A 19543-nucleotide genomic window follows, 5' to 3' on the forward strand; every position below is an offset into this window, starting at 1 on the left:
CTAAACCCCGAAAGGTTTCGTTCGACTTGCATGTGTTAAGCATACCGCCAGCGTTCATCCTGAGCCAGGATCAAACTCTCCGTTTTGGTTTGTTTCGAGTTTGCGGCTCCGGAAAAAATATTTCCCGGAATCCTAGTTATAATTTCGATTAACTTTTCAGTAAATCCCAAAAGTTAAATCTTTTGACGAGGATTGGTTTTTTATTAAGCTTTCAAAGTATTATGTTTTTTAGGTTCAGCGGTCGTTGGCTTCTTTCGCCTTCGCACTTAACTAGAGTAACTATTCATTCCCTAGTTTGTCAAGGGGTAAAGTCATTTTTTTTTATAAAAGGGCAAATAGCCTGACTGGCATTACTTTCAGGTGAATGGGTTAAGGAACAGAAAAGACGCGAATACGAAGTGGCTGAACCTTGTGGTGTGACAGTTTAGGATACCGAATGTGGGTTGTATCGACATTCGAGTACTCGAAGAGGCTACGCTACCTTCTCGGAGCGTCTGGCTAGCACAGTTTCTCGTAGGCAAGAGAAGATAGGCAGTCCCTTATATGAAGATCCGTTACAGTGAGTCTAGCGCTGTAGACGGATTTCACCATTTATAAGGTAGTGATTTTGTCAGGATTATGAGCAATAAATTTGAGGAAGTGGGAAAAAGAAAAATTACCGCAATGACTCCGAAGATTTAAGTGGGTTGGCGTACCCCTACTATTAAGCAAGCTACGCGTAGCCTCTGGCAAAGAAGGCATCGCCATGATAATTGTCCAATCAGATTTTTTAACCAGAATTTTTGAGAAAAACCTAAAAACTAGACTAGGCAATAAATACAGATGATTCGACCGCGTAAGCTCTTTGCTCAACATTGGCTCAAAAGTGAAAAGGCGCTCGACGCAATTATTCAAGCAGCAGAGTGTACAGGATGCGATCGCATCCTGGAAATTGGGCCTGGAACCGGCATTCTGACTCGTCGTTTATTACCGTTAGTGCAATCTCTGGTTGCAGTTGAAATAGACCGCGACTTATGCCAACTATTGGCAAAGCAACTTGGTAAGACTGAAAATTTTTTACTGTTGCAAGGCGATTTTCTCACTCTGGATTTACCATCTCATCTGGTAGCTTTTCCCAATTTCCAACAGCCAAATAAAGTAGTAGCGAATATCCCCTACAATATTACAGGGCCGATCATTGAGAAACTACTGGGTACGATCGCCAACCCCAACCCTGAACCATTTGACTCAATAGTGTTGTTGGTACAAAAAGAAGTAGCAGAAAGGTTGTATGCTAAACCAGGATCAAAAGCATTTGGGGCGTTGAGTGTGCGGGTACAGTATTTGGCTGAATGTGAGTTAATCTGCACAGTTCCAGCGATCGCATTCCATCCACCGCCAAAAGTCGATTCAGCAGTGGTGCGATTGCGCCCCCGAAAAATAGGAATACCAGCACTTAATCCCCGACAGTTAGAGAACTTCTTAAAGTTGGGGTTTGGTGCCAAGCGGAAAATGTTACGAAATAATTTGCAATCAGTTATAGAACGCGATCGCCTGAGCCACTTACTGGAACAATTAGAAGTAAATCCCCAAGCCAGAGCCGAAGACCTCAGCGTTCAGCAATGGGTAATCCTAGCAAATGAGTTAGGAGTTAAAAGTGAGGAGTGAGGAGTTAAGAGTGAACATCTAGATGATTGCTTTGATTCAAAACTAAAAATTCACCCATTCCCAACTAGTAACCGATAACTTCTAACTTTAAACTTTTAAAATGCGTTACTACACCCTAATTGCCCCTGCCAAAATTAACTTGTATCTGGAAATCATTGGCGATCGCCCTGATGGCTATCATGAGTTAGCCATGATACTTCAGAGTATTGGTCTTGCAGACGAAATTGATGTGCGTTCTATTAGCACTGACAGCATCCGTGTTCACTGCAATCACCCACAAGTACCGACAGATAAAAGTAATCTGGCATACCGCGCAGCAGAATTAATGGCGAGGCAATTTCCCGAAGCCTTTGCTAAATATGGAGGCGTGGAGATTACCATCAACAAGCAGATTCCTGTAGCTGCTGGGTTGGCTGGGGGTTCCACGAATGCAGCTGCTGTGTTGGTGGGGATAGATTTACTGTGGAAATTGGGATTAACTCAGTCAGAATTAGAGGAGTTGGGAGGCACACTTGGTTCAGATGTACCGTTTTGTGTAGCGGGTGGAACTGCGATCGCAACAGGTAGAGGTGAGCAACTTTCTCCTCTGCCAAGTTTGGATAACATATATATAGTGTTGGCAAAATACCGCAGCCTGGAAGTTTCCACCGCTTGGGCATACAAAACCTATCGACAGCAGTTTGGTAATTCTTATATTAGAGATAGCGACAATTTGGCAGCCCGTACTAATGCAGTTCATTCAGGAGCAATAGTAAAAACTATCCTGGATAAAGATGCGGGAAAAATTGCCCAAAAACTGCACAATGATTTGGAGCGCGTGATATTGCCATCCTATCCCCAAGTCTTGCAACTGCGAGAGGTGTTTGCAAATCAGGAAGGCGTTTTAGGAACAATGATGTCTGGTTCTGGCCCAACAGTATTTGCTCTTTTGGAGTCTCAACAGCAGGCAGAACAAGTTAAGCTGCAAGTGAGGGAAGCAATTCTTGATGAAGACTTAGAATTGTTTGTGACTCGGACAATTACACATGGGATTCAGGTGGGATCTTCAGTTTAAATAAATCTTTATCGTTAATGGAGTATGGGGAATAAGCTGATGAGCTTTTAAGTTGCATAGTTCAAATCGCTAAAAAGACGCAAAGATGCAAATTGAATGACGATTAGCTGAGGACAAGAATTATTCCTAATGCTCCAGTGCAAAATCTAAAATATAAAATGTTATGAATGACCAAAAGTTAACACCACAAACAGATACTAAAGTACCGGCGAGTACGAGTCCATTACGCTGTTTAACTGGGGCGGTGATTTCGGGAGGAATGGGATTTGCAGTGTATTCGCTGATGATTGCGATCGCCACAAATTTTGCTACTAAACCTATCCATTCAATTAATCCATTAGTGGTGAAGATTTCTTCTGCTGTTCGTACTTTGGTTGTTGGCGTAGTTGCTTTGGGAAGCGGAATATTTGGTATAGTGGCAATTGGTTTGTTGGCTTTGGGAGTGCAATTATTAGTACAGCAGTTGACCAAAGAAAAAAGTAGTGAAAACTAGTAATTTGTTTTTAATCAGCAACCTGATGTCAGCGAAATCTGCATACATATTATATACAAAAATGCAATGGGTTTTAGTTAAGCAATATCTCAGCAATTTTCAGGTAATTAAACTATAAGCTAGATTAGCATAGAAGTACTAATTTACACATGATTGTAGTTCAAAGATATAAAAAAGGCTATAAATTATCTTAGCTGTTAATAATTTGTTCCACCACAATAGAAACATCTGGGAATACAAGCGGTTGAATTGTTCCCCCTATTAATATCAGTTTTGTTGCGTAGTCTCCATCTAAGATTTCTCGAAGGTCGTCAAAAAGTTCGTGTGCAAAAACCGATTCCTTTTATTCTAAATCAAGATAATCAAGAAATATCTTTGCCTAAAATTAATATTATTTTACCACCAAGAACGTCATTGAATTTTTGGGATAATCTTTCTCCACTAATCAAGGTAGAGGTATTGAAACTTATACCGTTTATTTGTGAAGCTGCATATATTTACCCCCCGGCTATGCCGTCCCCCCAAGGCATCGGGGGGACTACAGGGGGGTGTGTTATGTGCATCTTCATACAAAATTGGTATTAGAGACAAAATGCTAGGCTCCGATCAACGTATTAGAGAAATCAAGGATGGAAAAAGTATATTTTACGGTCGATTTAGCTTGGCAGTTAAATTGAATTTAGAAATAAGTTGACTTGTAATAGATCCAACCAAAGTAATCACTCTGCTTTTTTCATATCATTGCTCAAACCCCAGATATTTTTACACAAAAAACGGTAGAGTAATAAATACTCTACCGTTTTACAACTTTCTATTTAAGATTTAATCCCAGTTCTAAATTTTACTCAACCCCTTGGGATTAAAACTACCGATATTGTTTTTGACATCGCTTTACCAACCATCTGCCAAGTAGTTAATAGGATTGTCGCAGATGATTTTTCAATTTCAACCGCATTATGAGGCGCCATAGCTCACCAATCCAAAGCACTGTTGATGTTCCAACAATTACATTTATCCAGTCCACCAAAGACAAAGGTACTGTTCTAAAAACGTTACCACCAAACTGAATAATCAATATCTGTCCGACAAAAATGGTGCTAGCGATCGCTACAAATCCTTTATTCTTAGACAAGCCTTTCAAGGCAGACTGCTTTAACCCCAAGCATCGAGCATTGAACAAATTCCAGAACTGTAACATTACGAACACGCCGAAGAACACGGAAAGCTCATAAGGAGTGATTTCCCCATCCCGACGGATGTAGCGTAAGAAACCAATCAGAAAAATCAAAAATGCTAACCCAACAGTAAAAATATTCTGTGCCATTGCTTTGGTGACAATAAAGGCTTGCGGGTTACGAGGAGAGTGCTGCATCACGCTCAAATGAGGGGGTTCTGTCGCCAAAGCCAAAGCAGCAAAGGTATCCATAATTAAGTTCACCCAGAGCATTTGGGTGATAGTTAGAGGTAGCGCTACACCGATAAATGGCCCAATTAAAGCAATTCCCAACGCCACAACGTTGATTGTTAACTGAAACAGAATAAATCGTTGGATATTTAGGTAAAGCGATCGCCCCCAAACAACTGCATTTACAATACTGTGGAAAGAATCGTCAAGCAAAATGATATCACTAGCTTCTTTAGCGATCGCTGTACCACTTCCCATTGCTAAACCTACCTGAGCTTGCTTGAGAGCAGCTGCATCGTTTGTACCATCTCCGGTGACAGCAACCATTTCACCATTTTCCTGTAACAGTTTCACTAGCCGCAGCTTATCAAGTGGTCGCGCTCTGGAAAGTACCTTTAATTGCAGCACCGCCTGATTTGCTTCTTCGTCACTCAGTTGGGCAAATTGTTGACCAGTAAAATGTAAATAACCGCTATTAAAGTCATCTTCTTCTTGCCAAAGTCCAATTTGACGAGCAATTTCCTTAGCTGTCTCCGAGTTATCACCTGTTACAACTTTGACTTGTATTCCTGCGTGTAAACAGGCTTGGATTGCATCAGGTACTTCTGGACGCAAGGGATCTGAAATTGCCACAAACCCCAGCCACGTCATATCGTGAGCAATTTCGTCCAAGTTCGTCTGACTCGAATGCTGTGAGACGTTATGATAAGCAAACCCTAGTGCCCGCATTCTTCGTCTTTGATATTGTTTAATTGCAGATGCGATCGCGGCTTTATTCTTGAGTGATTCTAGTCCTTGCTCTGTGAGAATCTGCGAGCAACGCTCCAAAATTACCTCTGGCGCTCCTTTCACATAAAGCACATCTTCTCCAGTTACAGAGGAAATGCCGATTGTAGCCATGTATTTTTGATGACCAGAAAAAGGCATTCGAGATTTGATTTGAAAGTTACCCCGGTAAGATATGTAATCAATATCCTGGCTATCTAGCCATAAAAGTAAAGCTCCTTCTGTGGGATTGCCAATAGGACGAGAAGGCTGCAAAGGTTTTTTCTCTAAATCAGCAGTACTATTAACTGCGATCGCCTCCGCTATTAAACCTTTAACATCTTTAAGTGCTGGCAACAATTGAGAATTAAGACTGGGAAAATTGACTTCATACACCCGCATTTGATTTTGGGTAAGAGTGCCAGTCTTATCAGAGCAAATTACCGTAGCTGAACCAATTGTTTCGCAAGCGTGCATCCGACGCACCAAATTATTAGAAGCCGCCATCTTTTTCATACTGTAGGCAAGGCTGAGGGTAACACTCATCGCCAAACCTTCTGGCACAGCTACCACAATAATTGTCACAGCTACCATAAAGTAGTGCAGTAATGCTTTGGCAACACTACTAGGAACCCAGCTATTTATAGAGCTAGGGATTAGTCCTAGAGGATAGCCTAAACCAAGTCCGATAGTTAAAAATATTAGTCCTATTCCAACTGTTTTCAGCCAACTAAGAAAACTATTATTTTCCAACCATTTCGGTGCTACAAGTTTGTTACCAGCTAACTCCGAAGCATCATAAACCACAGGTAGCCATACTCGGCTAAGTGCGATTAATACACTAATAATTGACAGTCCGACAACATACCACTGTTGAGAACTCAGGCTTAATTCTTTAGTGACAAAACCGCGCACCAGTAAAGATACGAAAGTGAAACCAGCAAATCCCAGACCAACTACACCAATCAGTTTACTAAGTTTTTCTAGTTGATGATTAAGCGGTGTATCTTCGGTGTTTTCGATGCTAGCAATTGCTGTTGCCAATTTACCAATTTCTGTATTGTCACCAACAGCAGTGACTTCAAAATAACCCTGTCCTTCTTCAACAATCGTACTGCGATAAATCTTGTAAGGTGGGTAAGTTTCTTCTTCAATACCTTGATTTTCTGCGTTAGCCTGAGTAAGCTTTTTGACTGGTTCCGCTTCTCCCGTGATTTTTGACTGGTCAATTTCTAGAGAAATTTCTTCTAAAATTTGTCCATCAGCTGGGATTTCTTCACCTTGTTCTACATATACAACATCACCAAAAACTAAATCTTTGCGCTTAACCGTGGTAAAGCTGTTATCCCGAATGACTTTGATAAAAACTTCGTCATAAACTTGGTTGAGAATATCAAATTCTTTACTGGCTTTGTATTCGTTGGCAAAAGCGAGAGTTGTGGCTAATAAGATAGCAGCCACAATACCTAAGCCTTCAGCATATTCACCTTCAAAAATACCGACACTAATAGCGATCGCTGCCGCAATCATCAGAATCCGAATTACTGGATCTTCAAATTTTTCTAAGAACAATTTCCACAAGGGTTCGCGTTCTGGGGGAGTAAAAATGTTAGCGCCATACTTTTCGCGGTTAAGTTTTACCTGAGCCGATGTGAGTCCCTGAAATGGCAGAACGCGATCGCTGGTTTTACGAGTAAGCATATTCAGTTTTTGTACCTAAATAAAAGGATTTAAATCTCAAAGTCCTTTAGCTAAGAAGAGTGCCGCCAAAGGAGAATATAGCGTTTCCTAATCAGATGAGGTACATCATAGCCCCCTCCTCGCTTGCGGGAAGGGGGTTGGGGGTGGGGTTCCTTGTACCTCACTCAACCGATAACTGCTATATTGAATGCTTTTCAAAGTGAATAATGACGAATTTTCAATACTTGCTCAAAGTTTAGAAGTTCAATACCAATTCATATTGATGAAGATTTATGTTTACGAATAGCATTATTCATCAAGATGATCTGCTCAACATGGAATGAAGGAGGCATCAAACTGTGAATTCCATGATCGAGTCCATCGTGCATCACATCTGTTGCTAGTTGGGAGTGATCTAATCCCAAAGTGTGACCAATTTCGTGGGTAATAGTATTAGCAATCAAATTAGACAATTGAGCCAAATTTAGACTTGCTTGATCAGAGACATGAAGTATTTGATCTAGGCGAACAGCAGCAATATTTGTAACTTTCCCATGAGTGAAACTAGCTATTCCTAAGTAGTCAACTGGTTGCTGAGCAACTAACACATAGATATGGGTAAAGTTTTGGTTCCACTCTTTTTCATCGGGTGGCTCTGAGGTCAAAAACACATTAATACTTCTAAAAGCACTGAAGACTTTAGCAAGCGCATCTGCCATAACTTCTAGCATGGTGCTATTATCTTCAGTATCGATAATCATGCCTGAAATATTCACCCAAAGACAATGGCGAATTTCGCTGTTTTTTCCAACAATCAACCATCCACAATATGGACACATTCGCCAATTAGTTTGGATACGAGAACGGCAACCTTGACAGCAAGGTTTTGAAGGTCTATCAAGATTAATACGTTCCCAAATCGGAACTTCTAGGTTAGGATTTGTCTTAGTTAGATTCAGGCGATCGTAGAGCGACATTTTACTTAGAACCAGCTACCCAATTAAAGCCAAAATGGTAGTGTTTGTCTGCTTCTTCATGACCACTAAAGTATTTCTCTTCCTTCAAAATTGTTACTTCAGATCCCAGATTGTTAACCATAGCCGCAGCACAGAAAGGTCGATTTGTATCTGGGTTATTAAGTTCTAGATAAATTTCCTCGCCATTACTGATTTTGAAAAGCATCCGACCACCTACAGACTTAAAATCGGGTATTCCCCGATAAATCAGGGCAAAAAACATCACTCGTTTAATTGTGTCTGGTCTGTAAATGAACATATTTTCGCCGTCTGAGGCTGCTCCGGTACGGTCATCTTTATCAAGAAAGATGTAAGGAGGAGAATTTTTTGAGCCAAAATTTCCTCCTAAAGGTTGGATAACCCCTTTTTCGCCATTAACAGCTTCATACATACAGCCTAAGTCAAGGTCAGGAGCATTGTTACCTCCAAGCAGCTTGGAAAAGAATCCAGCGTTTTGATTCGATAGCTGATTCCAATTCAGGTTGATATGAACCGTTAGTGGCTTAGATTTACCTGCCTTACTCAGGTCTATTTTGTGGGAATCGCCACTCTTTTGAAGTGTAATAGCCATAATTACAAGTTTGCTCAGTATTTAAGAGTAGGAACTAGCGAGTTCACCTATACCATTGACATTGACACCATTGCCAATAGCTGCCATTTTCCAGTCATCATTGTGTCGATAAACTTCAGCCAAGACCATCCCAGTCATGCCCAAATACTCCTTACCAGAGAGGTTATATCGAGCCAGCTCTTTGTTATTAGCTGCATTAACCAGGCGCACAAAAGCATTTTCAATTTGACTAAAGTCTTGCTTACGGGCAATGGAATCGTAAATATTGACTACGAAAAGTAACTTGACAATCTCGGCAGGTACGCGCGGCAAATCAACAATAATCACTTCATCATCACCATCACCTGCACCAGTTAAATTGTCCCCTGTGTGAGTTATGGCTCCAGACAAATGCTGAAGATTTCCGAAGAAGATAATATTCTCTTTAGCCGTTAACTTGCCATTTACATCCAGACAGATTACAGATGCATCTAGGTCATAGTCTTGACCACCACCAAAATTCTTAAAAAATCCACCGCCTGAGCGTTTAGCGACATCCCAGCCCAGTCCACACATCATTTTGCTTAAACCAGGCGCTTCTTTAGAAAGTGAAATCCGTTGTCCTTTCTGTAAACTAATTGCCATACTCAATCTCCTAGCTAAAACGGTCTAGTAAAGCTTTTAATCCACCTTGATAACCTGAACCAACGGCATTTAAACGCCATTCTCCGTCTTTACGATAGAGTTCAGCCATAATTAATGCAGTTTCGATTGAGTAATCCTCCACTAGGTCATATCGGACTACTTCTTGATTGCTCTGAGCATTAACGACGCGCACAAAAGCATTTTGAACTTGACCAAAATTTTGCTTCCGTTCTGCGGCTTCATGAATGGTTACAGTAATAAAAATTTTATGAACCTCAGCAGGAACCTTTTGCAGATTAATTTTGATGACTTCATCATCACCATCGCCTGCGCCTGTTAGATTATCTCCTGTATGTTGAACTGAGTTATTTAGATCTGGGCTGAGAAGATTGTTGTAGAAAATGAAGTGGTTATCTGAAATTAGTTTATCGTTACTCCCCACTATGAAAGCTGATGCATCTAAATCAAAAGCGAAGCCGGTGTCCATTGCTTTGACATCCCATCCAAGACCAACAAATACCTCAGTTAGCCCTGGTGCAACTTTATCGAGTGATATACGTTGTCCTTTTGTAAGTGTAACTGCCATGATTTGGTAGACTCCTTAAATTTTTTACTAGTATCAGTTATGTCTCTGCAATAGTTGCCTATTTGTAGCGTTCAAGAAGTGCTTGTAAGCCACCTTGATAACCAGAACCTACAGCGTTGAGACGCCATTCACTATCTTTGATGTAAAGTTCAGCCATAATCATCGATGTTTCTGTAGAGTAGTCCTCCACAAGGTCGTAGCGAACAACTTCTTCATTAGTTTGAGAGTTAACAACTCGCACAAACGCATTTTGCACCTGACCAAAATTCTGACGCCGCACCTCGGCTTCATGAATCGTTACTGCAATTAGAATTGTTTGAATATCAGCAGGAACTTTTTTGAGATTAATTTTGATGACTTCATCATCTCCTTCACCAGCGCCTGTGAGATTATCTCCAGTATGTTCAACTGATTTCTCTGGATCGGGACTTGTTTGGTTGTTATAAAAGATAACGTGAGCATCAGAAATCAGCTTTCCATTTGCATTTAATAGAAAGACAGATGCATCTAAATCAAAGTCTTGACCAGTGTCTGTAGCTTTCACATCCCATCCTAAACCAACAAACACTTCGGATAAACCTGGTGCAACTTTCGCAAGTGAGATACGCTGACCTTTTGTTAATGTAATTGTCATTTATAAATTGTCCTATCGAGATAATTGTTGTATGCAAAGGTGCAAATAATCTGCATAAAATTGGTAGCAATGCACTCAAAACATTACTAGAAAATTAGCTTTTTCATATCACCTGATTTTTTGAGATGTATTCATCCCTGACTGATATTAATGAAAAGCTGCTATTTAAACTATTACAGATTCACTCTTTAATTATTATGTATTTTTTTTACAAACAACCTTAGTAAAAATACTTATTTTACTTTTTGTTGAATTGAGTTTTTTTTAAGTGTTACTACTTAAGCTGTTAATTAATAGACTTCTTACATAAATCAGAAATAAGAACCCCACCCCGCCAAAGCTACGCTTTGTCTCCCCTCCCCGCAAGCGAGGAGGGGATTAAGGCTGAGGTTTTGGGACTTTTGCAAGAGGTCTAATCTATTAGTTATCTGATATAGCAATCCGATTTGATTTTTGAAAAAATCTAAGTATATGTAGGGTGCATTAGGACGGAGTACGTTACGCTTCGTTAACGCATCCTACGTGTATTTGAAAAATCAAATTTCTCAGTTCATCTATATTTGAGGAAAACTTTAGTTCACTATTTTGCTGTTCTACTTGCGCCGCCTGAAAATTTTGATAAATCTCTTCACGTCTTTCTTCCCGTAGATATTGCTGTAATAACAGTTGAATTTCTAACTTCTCTTCGCTGGAAAGACTTTTAATTGCTTCAACTACATCACTGAAGGTCATAACTTGAAACACCTTTTAGTGCTTATCGGATCAATCTAACATGGTAACGATAAAGCTAAAATTTTAAATCCTATTCAATCCCTTGGGGTAATAATTCTCATTGCTATTGATAGAAAGCCAATATATCCAGAAAGCAACTACAACTCATCAATTGTTACTAAACCGCCCTCGGTAAACTGTATGACAAGTTCATACCCATCAAGTAAAGCAGTTCCTAACAAAGGTCGCTTTCCTATCGCAAGTACATTCACTTCCCGTTCTTCTCCATTCCAAATAATGGTAGCTTGATGTACTGGCAAGATTACATTGCTATTGTCAGCTAAATTTGCATACATATCATATACAAAAGGAAAACCCAACAGAGTAACTGCTGTTGGGGGTAGGGAAAGAAACTCTGTAAAACCTGTATCGATAACAAATTCAATAGTAAAATCTGGTTGATTGGGCAGTCGAAATATGATATTAACGGTTGCGCGTCCGTTCTTGACAATACCAGAAATCACCGATAATCACGCTGCATCTCACCACTGAAGGAAGCAGCAACTTTGTAACCAATGCGAATACCAAAAAGTCGAGCAAATGGGTTTTTATTACGTAAATATCGTGCCGATTCTAAGCCTATTTTATCAATTGCGTATTCACCTGTTTCTATATCGATAATCACCATTTTACCGATGTTTTCTTCTCGTTCTACTTGTTGACGAATGCTATTTTCATATAATTCTTTCGCACGTCGCCCAACTTCTTCGCGGCTTAAAAGTATGCTTTGCATAGCTTTGCTCCTTTGTTGCTACTGTGTACTAATTCTACTTGATTATTTGTTGTGGCTTCAAACTGAATTTTCTACTGTTATCTTTGGGTTAAGCAAGAAAACAAATAGCGATCACCTGATTTTCTTTCTCTGACAAATGAATCAATTTCAAACTATGGCGATTTCAGATGACTAAAATACACCTAACACAGCTTGGAGTCAGGAGTCAGAATATAAAGTTCTCCTGAATTCTGGTTTTGGACTCCCCAATAATCGGGCGTATTGCACCCAACTGAGAACCGCTATAATTCCGCAGCTAACACCCTACTTTGAACTGATTCAAACTCATCTTCTAGTAAATATAACTTCGCTTCATCATAGTTATTACTAGAAAATACAACTTTATAACCCTGTGCCGGATCATAAATCTGACAGTTATCTTCACTGTCGCAAAGCAATAAAAGAACATATGGAGGGGAATGACTTGGATCTATCCATACTTCCATAGATTCCCAGTTATTCTTCATTTGATCTTGTGGGGGAATAACACGGTATTCGTCCTCTGCATTAGACATATTCAAACAAAAAAACGGTAGAGCAATTAATACTCTACCGTTTTTTAATTTGGGATTTTTAGATTAAATCCCAAACCCTAAATATTACTCAACACCTTGGGGTAACAATTCCCGACGCTGTTCAGAACTAACTTGCACAACGCCATTCTCATCCACATCAACGATCGCAGTATCGCCATCTTTAATGCGCCCAGACAGAATTTCTTCTGCTAGGCTATCTTCTAACAGCCGCATAATCGCTCGACGTAACGGCCTTGCGCCGTAGCTGGGACTGTAACCTTCAGTGATCAAGCGATCCTTGAAGCGATCGGTGACTTCTAAGGTAATACCCTTTTCCGTCAGACGACCAAATACTTCCTTGAGCATAATTTCGGCGATTTGTGTCACTTCAGGCTTGCTCAACTGACGGAAGACGATAATTTCATCGAGTCGGTTGAGGAACTCTGGACGGAAGTACTGCTTCAATTCTTCGTTCACCAATGAGCGAATCCGGTTGTAAGTTGACTCGGTGGCATCTTCGGAGAACTCAAAGCCGATACCACTACCGCCTTTTTCAATTACCTTAGAACCAATATTGGAAGTTAAAATCAGCAAGGTGTTCTTGAAGTCCACCGTGCGACCTTTGGCATCGGTTAACCGACCATCTTCCAAAATTTGCAGCAGCATATTGAATACATCCGGGTGCGCTTTTTCGATTTCGTCGAACAGCACCACGGTATAAGGACGCCGCCGCACGGCTTCGGTTAGCTGACCACCTTCGTTATAACCAACATAACCTGGAGGTGAACCAATCAGCTTGCTGACGGTGTGACGCTCCATGTATTCGGACATATCTAAGCGGATCATCGCTTCTTCCGAACCGAAGAAGTATGCAGCCAAGGACTTCGCCAACTCGGTTTTACCTACACCAGTCGGCCCAGAGAAGACAAAGCTAGCTATGGGTCGATTGGGATTTTTTAAACCGACACGAGCGCGACGAATTGCCCGTGAAACTGCTCTCACAGCTTCATCTTGACCAATTAAACGCTGATGCAAGGTGTCTTCCATGTGCAGCAGCTTTTCAGATTCAGATTCGGTGAGTTTGTTCACCGGTACCCCAGTCCAGGAAGCGACAATGTGAGCAATGTCTTCTTCTGTAACTACAGGTTCATCACCTTCTGTGCCAGTTGCATTGGTCTTGCTTTGAGCGATCGCCCGGATTTCGGCTTTAATTTCCATCTCGCGATCGCGCAATTCCCCAGCTTTATCAAAGTTTTGAGAGCGCACCGCGTCATCTTTTTCTTTTAATATCTGACGCAGCTCTTTGTCTAACTCTTTGGCTGCGGGTGGCAGCTGAGAGTTAATCAAGCGCACCCTAGAACCAGCTTCATCAACTAAGTCGATGGCTTTATCTGGGAGGAAGCGATCGCTAATGTAACGGTCTGACAATTTCGCCGCCGCTACCAATGCTTCGTCGGAGATTTTCAGTTTGTGGTGTTGCTCGTAGCGTTCGCGCAGACCATACAAAATTTCAATTGTTTCATCAACTGTAGGTTCGCCAACCATTACTGGTTGGAAACGCCGCTCCAGTGCTGCATCTCGCTCGATGTGCTTCCGGTATTCATCTAGGGTTGTAGCACCGATGCACTGCAACTCACCCCTAGCCAAGGCTGGCTTAAGGATATTTGCTGCGTCAATGGCACCTTCTGCTGCACCCGCACCAATTAAGGTGTGTACCTCATCAATCACGAGAATGACATTACCCGCAGAGCGGATTTCATCCATGATTTTTTTCAAGCGTTCTTCAAATTCACCCCGATACTTGGTTCCTGCTACGAGCAAACCAATATCTAGGGTGACGACGCGTTTATCTTCTAGGATGTCAGGGATATCTTTAGTGGCAATGCGGGAAGCTAAACCTTCAGCGATCGCAGTTTTACCAACCCCTGGTTCCCCAATCAGCACTGGGTTATTTTTAGTTCGGCGACCCAAAATCTGAATCACCCGCTCAATTTCCTTGGCGCGTCCCACCACTGGATCGAGCTTATTGTCCATTGCCATCTGGGTCAGGTTTGAGCCAAATTCATCCAGGGTCGGGGTTTTTGTGCGCCCGGATGAACCGCCTGGTGAAACTTCGGCAGTTTCTCCTAACATGCGGATGACTTGGGTTCTTACCTTAGATAGATCCACACCGAGGTTTTCTAACACCCTGGCTGCTACGCCTTCCCCTTCGCGGATTAGGCCCAACAGCAGATGCTCGGTACCAATGTAGTTATGCCCCAGTTGGCGTGCTTCTTCCAAGGAGAGTTCTAGAACTCGCTTTGCCCGTGGCGTAAACGGAATTTCCACGGCAACAAAGCCTGATCCCCGTCCGATAATTTTTTCAACTTCAATTCGGGCATCTTTGAGATTGACGCCCATTGATTTCAGCACCTTGGCGGCCACACCAGTCCCTTCGCCAATCAGACCCAAGAGGATCTGCTCGGTTCCGACAAAGTTGTGACCTAGACGGCGGGCCTCTTCTTGGGCCAGCATGATTACCTTAATGGCTTTTTCTGTGAAGCGTTCAAACATGGCATTTTTCCCATCACCTGCGGTCGTGCCGGTATGCTGATTTTAGCACAGGCAAAGCTTTTGGATGTCTGTATCACAAATTCTAGACATCCTGAAGCTATGACTTGGGTTGATGGGCTAATTGTTAACTATTGACTACTTTTATCTGGCTGGTGTACTGAGGAGCTTTAGTTCACGAGCCTTTTTGGGATTTATTACAAGTAGCTGACTGCTTATATTAGGAGTTCTTTACTCAATCCCAAACACTTATATTTAACACATCCATTTTCAAATGTCAAATAAAAATATTTTTTATAAATTTTACTTATGTGAAACAATTTTTATATAGAATATTTAAATATAAAAAGCCGCGGCAAAGTTGCATTTTTTTGCTGAAGCCGATCGCCAGCCCCGATAATTCCAATTAATCATCCGTGACTATTTAAAAAGCAAGTGCCAAGAGGATTTGTCCAGGCGATCGCTGATCATGGAATACCACTGGTCTAAAGTTGCTTGAAATTGGGGGTATTGTAAATCTGGGAGCCAAAGGATAAGCGCGTCTTCATCGTTATCTTGGTAGTAATGCCGACGTCGCCCAGCTGTTTTAAAGCCAAATTTTTGATATAAAGATATAGCCCCCAAGTTGGAAGCTCGCACTTCGAGGGTAGCTCGCTCCATTTTGCGATCGCAAGCTGTCTTAATAAGTGAATATAATAAAGCCTGTCCCAAACCTTGACGGTGATATTGGGGATGAACCGCCAATATTGTAATGTGTGCTTCCTCTAAAATTGACCAAAAGCAACCCATTCCCAGTAGTCTCGAATTAGAGACAGAGGAAAATAAACCCAGCAGATCACTGTTGGGACTGTCCAACTCTCGTTGGTAGCCCTCCATTGTCCATAGGCCGCCAAAACAGGCTTGATCCAGTTCCAACAATGCATTCAGATGCTCTATTTTCAGTAATTGAATTTCTAAATCTAATGAGATCACATTTATTGAATAAGATTACAAACCATTTGTAAACTGGGAATCAGAAGACGAACTTAAAGCCCGTAATTTGAACAAGGACAATTTTTATAGTTATGGTATCGACTCACCCCACTGGGGTTCAACATTCTGGAAGTCAGTATTTACCTCAAAGGCGCGACAGCAGCGCCAATCCCTCGCCTAATCAAGAACTTTTACCCTTGACTGCCAGAGTTGATGATCATCACCTCCTGGAAATTGGTGGGTGTGATGTCACAACCCTAGTTGAGCAGTTTGGTTCACCTTTATATATTTTAGATGAAGAAACCCTGCGTTCGGCTTGTCAGCAATATCGAGATGCTTTTAAGCAATATTACAAGGGCGAATCTCAAGTATTGTACGCCTCAAAAGCTTGGAATTGTCTAGCAGTTTGTGCGATCGCGGCTTCTGAGGGTTTAGGAATCGATGTAGTTTCTGGGGGCGAACTTTACACCGCCTTGCAAGCGGGTGTTAGTCCTCAGAAAATCTACCTTCATGGAAATAATAAATCTCATGAAGAATTAATTTTAGCGATCAAGTCTGGTGTTACCATTGTGGCGGATAACTGGTATGAGTTGCGTACCCTTGTGGAAATCGCCCAACCTGCTCAACCAATCCGAATCATGCTTCGGTTAACTCCTGGTATCGAGTGCCACACCCACGAATATATCCGCACGGGACACTTAGATAGCAAATTTGGCTTTGATCCCAAGGATCTAGATCAAGTTTTTACCTTTGTCAGTGAACAACCTGCCCTTAATTGCGTAGGAGTACACGCTCATATTGGTTCCCAAATTTTTGAGCGCCAACCGCATCAAGATTTAGCGGCTGTTATGGTGCAGTGGGTGCGGGATGCCACGAAGTATGGTTTAAATATTACAGAGTTAAATGTTGGTGGCGGTTTGGGGATTAAGTATACAGAATCAGATGATCCCCCCAGCATTGAAGAGTGGGTGAAGGCGATTTGTGAAGTTATCCAAGAAGCTTGCGTAGCCGAAAATCTGCCTTTGCCGAAATTACTTAGTGAACCGGGGCGATCGCTAATTGCCACAGCTTGCGTTACTGCATATACTGTTGGTTCATCCAAAGTCATTCCAGAAATTCGTACCTACGTGGCAATTGATGGAGGAATGTCTGACAATCCCCGCCCGATTACTTACCAATCAGTTTATCGGGCAGTCGTTGCTAATAAAATGTCTTCTCCCTTAACAGAAACAGTCACAATTGCTGGTAAACATTGTGAATCAGGAGATATTCTGATTCACAATGCACTACTTCCAAAGACTGAACCAGGGGATATTCTCGTAGTTATGGGAACTGGTGCCTACAATTACAGTATGGCATCTAATTACAACCGCTTACCCCGACCGGCAGCAGTTGTAGTGGCGAATGGCGAAGCAAATTTAATTTTGCAACGTGAAACTTATCAAGACTTAATTCGACAAGACCGCCTACCAGAAAGACTGAAAAATAGTCATTAGTCCTTGGTCATTGGTCATTAGTCAGGAACTAATTACAAATGACTAATGACTAATGACTAAATGTAATTAGAGGCAAAAGTGTAATCCAGATGTCATGAGAGATTGGTGGAAGCAATGGCTGATAAACCTGGGATGGTCACAGTCCTTGCTACTTGGGACTCTGGATATTGTGTTAGTGCTGGCGCTGACATATATGATACTAGTTATCATTAGTGAGCGCCGGACATTGTGGATGGTGCGGGGGTTTATTATCTTAATGCTAGCCTCAACAATAAGTGGCAAATTAGGACTACCTCTGCTAAGTTTTGTACTAGAAAAGTTGGTGATTGGTTGTGCTGTGGCGATGGCAGTTGCTCTCCAGTCTGAGTTTCGGCGCTTTTTGGAGCAATTGGGGCGTGGCGAATTCCGCCAGCTGTTTCAACCCGACCGTTTGGCAATCCCCAAATCTGATAGTGTAATTGATGAAATTGTTGAGGCTGTTAAAGAATTGTCAAAAAACCGCATTGGAGCTTTACTAATTTTGGAAACCACAGGGCAAATTGATGAGCGAGATTTTTCTGTGCCCGGAGTAAAGCTAAATGCGGAGGTTTCTAAGGAACTTATCCAGACAATTTTTCAGCCGAAAACTTTGTTACACGATGGAGCGACATTAATTCGGGGATCAAGGATTGTGTCATCGGGTATAATTTTACCACTTTCGGGACGCACAGCCTCGCGCCAGTTGGGAACACGCCACCGGGCGGCAATGGGAATTACTGAGCGGGTCGAAAATTGCATTTGTGTGGTTGTATCTGAAGAAACGGGTTCCATTTCTTTAGCGGAACGGGGAACCCTAAATAGACCACTGACGATTAAAAAGCTGAAAGAGTCATTAGAGGATCTTTTGTCCCCAACCGTGGATAGGGAAGCTGTTGCTCCTGGTCTGTTGAGTTTTGTTCATCAGATAGGTGGGAAAACACTAGCACTGGTTTCACGTTTACTCAGATTACCATCGACCGCTTCTCGAGATAAAAAATGACAGCACAACAAACTAAACTGCAAGATTTGCCTACTGACTTAAAACGAGAACTATTGCCGCAACACGTTGCGGTGATTATGGATGGCAATGGTCGATGGGCTAAACGTCAGGGTCTACCCCGGATTATGGGTCATAAGCGAGGAGTAGATGCTCTCAAGGATTTACTTCGCTGTTGTCAAGATTGGGGAATTCAAGCGCTGACAGCTTATGCTTTCTCCACAGAGAACTGGAAAAGACCGCAGGAAGAGGTGGATTTTTTGATGACTCTGTTTCAAAGAGTTTTGCGCCAAGAACTGCGGGAAATGGTCGAAGAGAATGTTCAAATTAAGTTTGTGGGAAATTTGCAAGACCTGCCACGATCGCTCCAACAAGAAATATCCCGTTCAATGGAAGAAACTAAGGATAATCAGGGTATCCAGTTTTCAGTAGCAACTAATTATGGCGGACGGCAGGAGATTTTACAAGCTTGTCAGGCGATCGCCAAGCAAGTTCAGCAAGGTCTACTACAACCTGATGAAATTGATGAACATCTGTTTGAGAGCCACTTGTACACAGCAGGAATTACTGACCCAGATTTGTTAATTCGCACAAGTGGAGAAATGCGCCTCTCAAATTTCCTTCTCTGGCAAATGGCTTATGGGGAAATTTACATCACCGATACTCTCTGGCCTGATTTTGACCGTGCTGAGTTTCACCGCGCCTTGTGTGCCTACCAGCAACGGGATCGGCGGTTTGGGAAAGTCTAAAATCAGTGAGGAGTTAAGAGTGCTGAGTTAAGAAGTAATTCAGCATTAGAGGCGCGTAGTTTACCGCCGCAGGTCTTACCCTGAGCCTGCGCCGTACCACTTCTCTACGAGACGCTCCGCGAACGTGGAAGCAAGCTACGCGCAGCGTCTCGTAGAGAAGGGCATCACATATCTTAGTTTATGCAGAGTCTTTCTGGGAAGGAATAGAAACTAGATTCTTGTTAGCTA

18 protein-coding genes and 1 rRNA gene are annotated in these 19543 nt (G+C 41.9%); 6 read left to right on the forward strand and 13 right to left on the reverse strand.

Annotation, left to right across the window (positions count from 1 at the left end; all coding sequences use genetic code 11):
• Positions 1–86 (reverse strand): 16S ribosomal RNA (locus V7K15_RS27245); the annotation flags it as partial.
• Positions 87–822: 736 nt separating this feature from the next.
• Between V7K15_RS27245 and rsmA the strand changes: the two genes are divergently transcribed.
• The 3 genes from rsmA (at position 823) to V7K15_RS27260 (ending at position 3194) form a co-directional block, all read left to right on the forward strand.
• Positions 823–1647 (forward strand): 16S rRNA (adenine(1518)-N(6)/adenine(1519)-N(6))-dimethyltransferase RsmA, encoded by an 825-nt coding sequence (gene rsmA, locus V7K15_RS27250; protein WP_334910698.1) that lies wholly within the window; start codon positions 823–825, stop codon positions 1645–1647.
• A 100-nt stretch (positions 1648–1747) separates the two neighbouring features.
• On the forward strand, positions 1748–2701 hold the full coding sequence (gene ispE / locus V7K15_RS27255; RefSeq protein ID WP_334910700.1) for a 4-(cytidine 5'-diphospho)-2-C-methyl-D-erythritol kinase: 954 nt from the start codon (positions 1748–1750) through the stop codon (positions 2699–2701).
• Positions 2702–2864: 163 nt separating this feature from the next.
• The gene (locus V7K15_RS27260; protein ID WP_334910702.1) at positions 2865–3194 is read left to right on the forward strand and encodes a DUF3082 domain-containing protein; all 330 of its coding nucleotides are present in this window, start codon (positions 2865–2867) and stop codon (positions 3192–3194) included.
• Positions 3195–4107: 913 nt separating this feature from the next.
• On the opposite strand, the gene V7K15_RS27265 is transcribed toward V7K15_RS27260, so the two are convergent.
• The 12 genes from V7K15_RS27265 to rimI all read right to left on the reverse strand — a co-directional run bounded on the left by V7K15_RS27265 (position 4108) and on the right by rimI (position 16055).
• On the reverse strand, positions 4108–7065 hold the full coding sequence (locus V7K15_RS27265; RefSeq protein WP_334910703.1) for a calcium-translocating P-type ATPase, PMCA-type: 2958 nt from the start codon (positions 7063–7065) through the stop codon (positions 4108–4110).
• 254 nt (positions 7066–7319) lie between these two features.
• Positions 7320–8021 (reverse strand): zinc-dependent metalloprotease family protein, encoded by a 702-nt coding sequence (locus V7K15_RS27270; RefSeq protein WP_334910705.1) that lies wholly within the window; start codon positions 8019–8021, stop codon positions 7320–7322.
• A 1-nt stretch (position 8022) separates the two neighbouring features.
• Positions 8023–8631, reverse strand: coding sequence for a tellurium resistance protein TerA (locus V7K15_RS27275; protein WP_334910707.1), 609 nt, complete (start codon positions 8629–8631; stop codon positions 8023–8025).
• 21 nt (positions 8632–8652) lie between these two features.
• Positions 8653–9255, reverse strand: a complete 603-nt coding sequence (locus V7K15_RS27280) for a TerD family protein (protein WP_334910709.1) — start codon at positions 9253–9255, stop codon at positions 8653–8655.
• Between the two features lie 10 nt (positions 9256–9265).
• Complete coding sequence (locus V7K15_RS27285) at positions 9266–9841, reverse strand: TerD family protein (protein ID WP_334910711.1); 576 nt, start codon at positions 9839–9841, stop codon at positions 9266–9268.
• 58 nt (positions 9842–9899) lie between these two features.
• Positions 9900–10475: a TerD family protein gene (locus tag V7K15_RS27290; RefSeq protein WP_334910713.1), complete on the reverse strand. Its 576-nt coding sequence runs from the start codon at positions 10473–10475 to the stop codon at positions 9900–9902.
• Between the two features lie 498 nt (positions 10476–10973).
• Positions 10974–11207, reverse strand: coding sequence for a hypothetical protein (locus V7K15_RS27295; protein WP_334910715.1), 234 nt, complete (start codon positions 11205–11207; stop codon positions 10974–10976).
• Positions 11208–11344: 137 nt separating this feature from the next.
• Entirely contained in the window at positions 11345–11710 is a 366-nt protein-coding gene (locus V7K15_RS27300; protein WP_334910717.1) for a clan AA aspartic protease, read from the reverse strand.
• Positions 11707–11979 carry a hypothetical protein gene (locus tag V7K15_RS27305; protein ID WP_334910719.1) on the reverse strand — a complete coding sequence of 91 codons (273 nt, stop codon included), beginning with the start codon at positions 11977–11979 and terminating at the stop codon, positions 11707–11709. Before V7K15_RS27305 ends, V7K15_RS27300 begins: the two co-directional genes overlap by 4 nt.
• Before the next feature lie 281 nt (positions 11980–12260).
• Positions 12261–12533 (reverse strand): hypothetical protein, encoded by a 273-nt coding sequence (locus V7K15_RS27310; RefSeq protein ID WP_334910721.1) that lies wholly within the window; start codon positions 12531–12533, stop codon positions 12261–12263.
• Positions 12534–12617: 84 nt separating this feature from the next.
• Entirely contained in the window at positions 12618–15086 is a 2469-nt protein-coding gene (locus tag V7K15_RS27315) for an ATP-dependent Clp protease ATP-binding subunit (RefSeq protein WP_334910723.1), read from the reverse strand.
• Positions 15087–15503: 417 nt separating this feature from the next.
• Positions 15504–16055, reverse strand: coding sequence for a ribosomal protein S18-alanine N-acetyltransferase (gene rimI / locus V7K15_RS27320; RefSeq protein ID WP_334910725.1), 552 nt, complete (start codon positions 16053–16055; stop codon positions 15504–15506).
• A gap of 92 nt (positions 16056–16147) precedes the next feature.
• Between rimI and lysA the strand changes: the two genes are divergently transcribed.
• From lysA to V7K15_RS27335, 3 genes are all read left to right on the forward strand, one after another.
• Positions 16148–17551: a diaminopimelate decarboxylase gene (gene lysA, locus V7K15_RS27325; protein ID WP_334910727.1), complete on the forward strand. Its 1404-nt coding sequence runs from the start codon at positions 16148–16150 to the stop codon at positions 17549–17551.
• A gap of 94 nt (positions 17552–17645) precedes the next feature.
• Entirely contained in the window at positions 17646–18569 is a 924-nt protein-coding gene (gene cdaA, locus V7K15_RS27330) for a diadenylate cyclase CdaA (RefSeq protein ID WP_334910729.1), read from the forward strand.
• Positions 18566–19315 carry an isoprenyl transferase gene (locus tag V7K15_RS27335; RefSeq protein WP_334910731.1) on the forward strand — a complete coding sequence of 250 codons (750 nt, stop codon included), beginning with the start codon at positions 18566–18568 and terminating at the stop codon, positions 19313–19315. The genes cdaA and V7K15_RS27335 overlap by 4 nt, the downstream gene beginning before the upstream one ends.
• Positions 19316–19543 lie beyond the last annotated feature (228 nt).

The organism is Nostoc sp. (genome assembly GCF_036919815.1).
In the GTDB taxonomy this organism is placed as follows: Bacteria; Cyanobacteriota; Cyanobacteriia; order Cyanobacteriales; family Nostocaceae; genus Nostoc.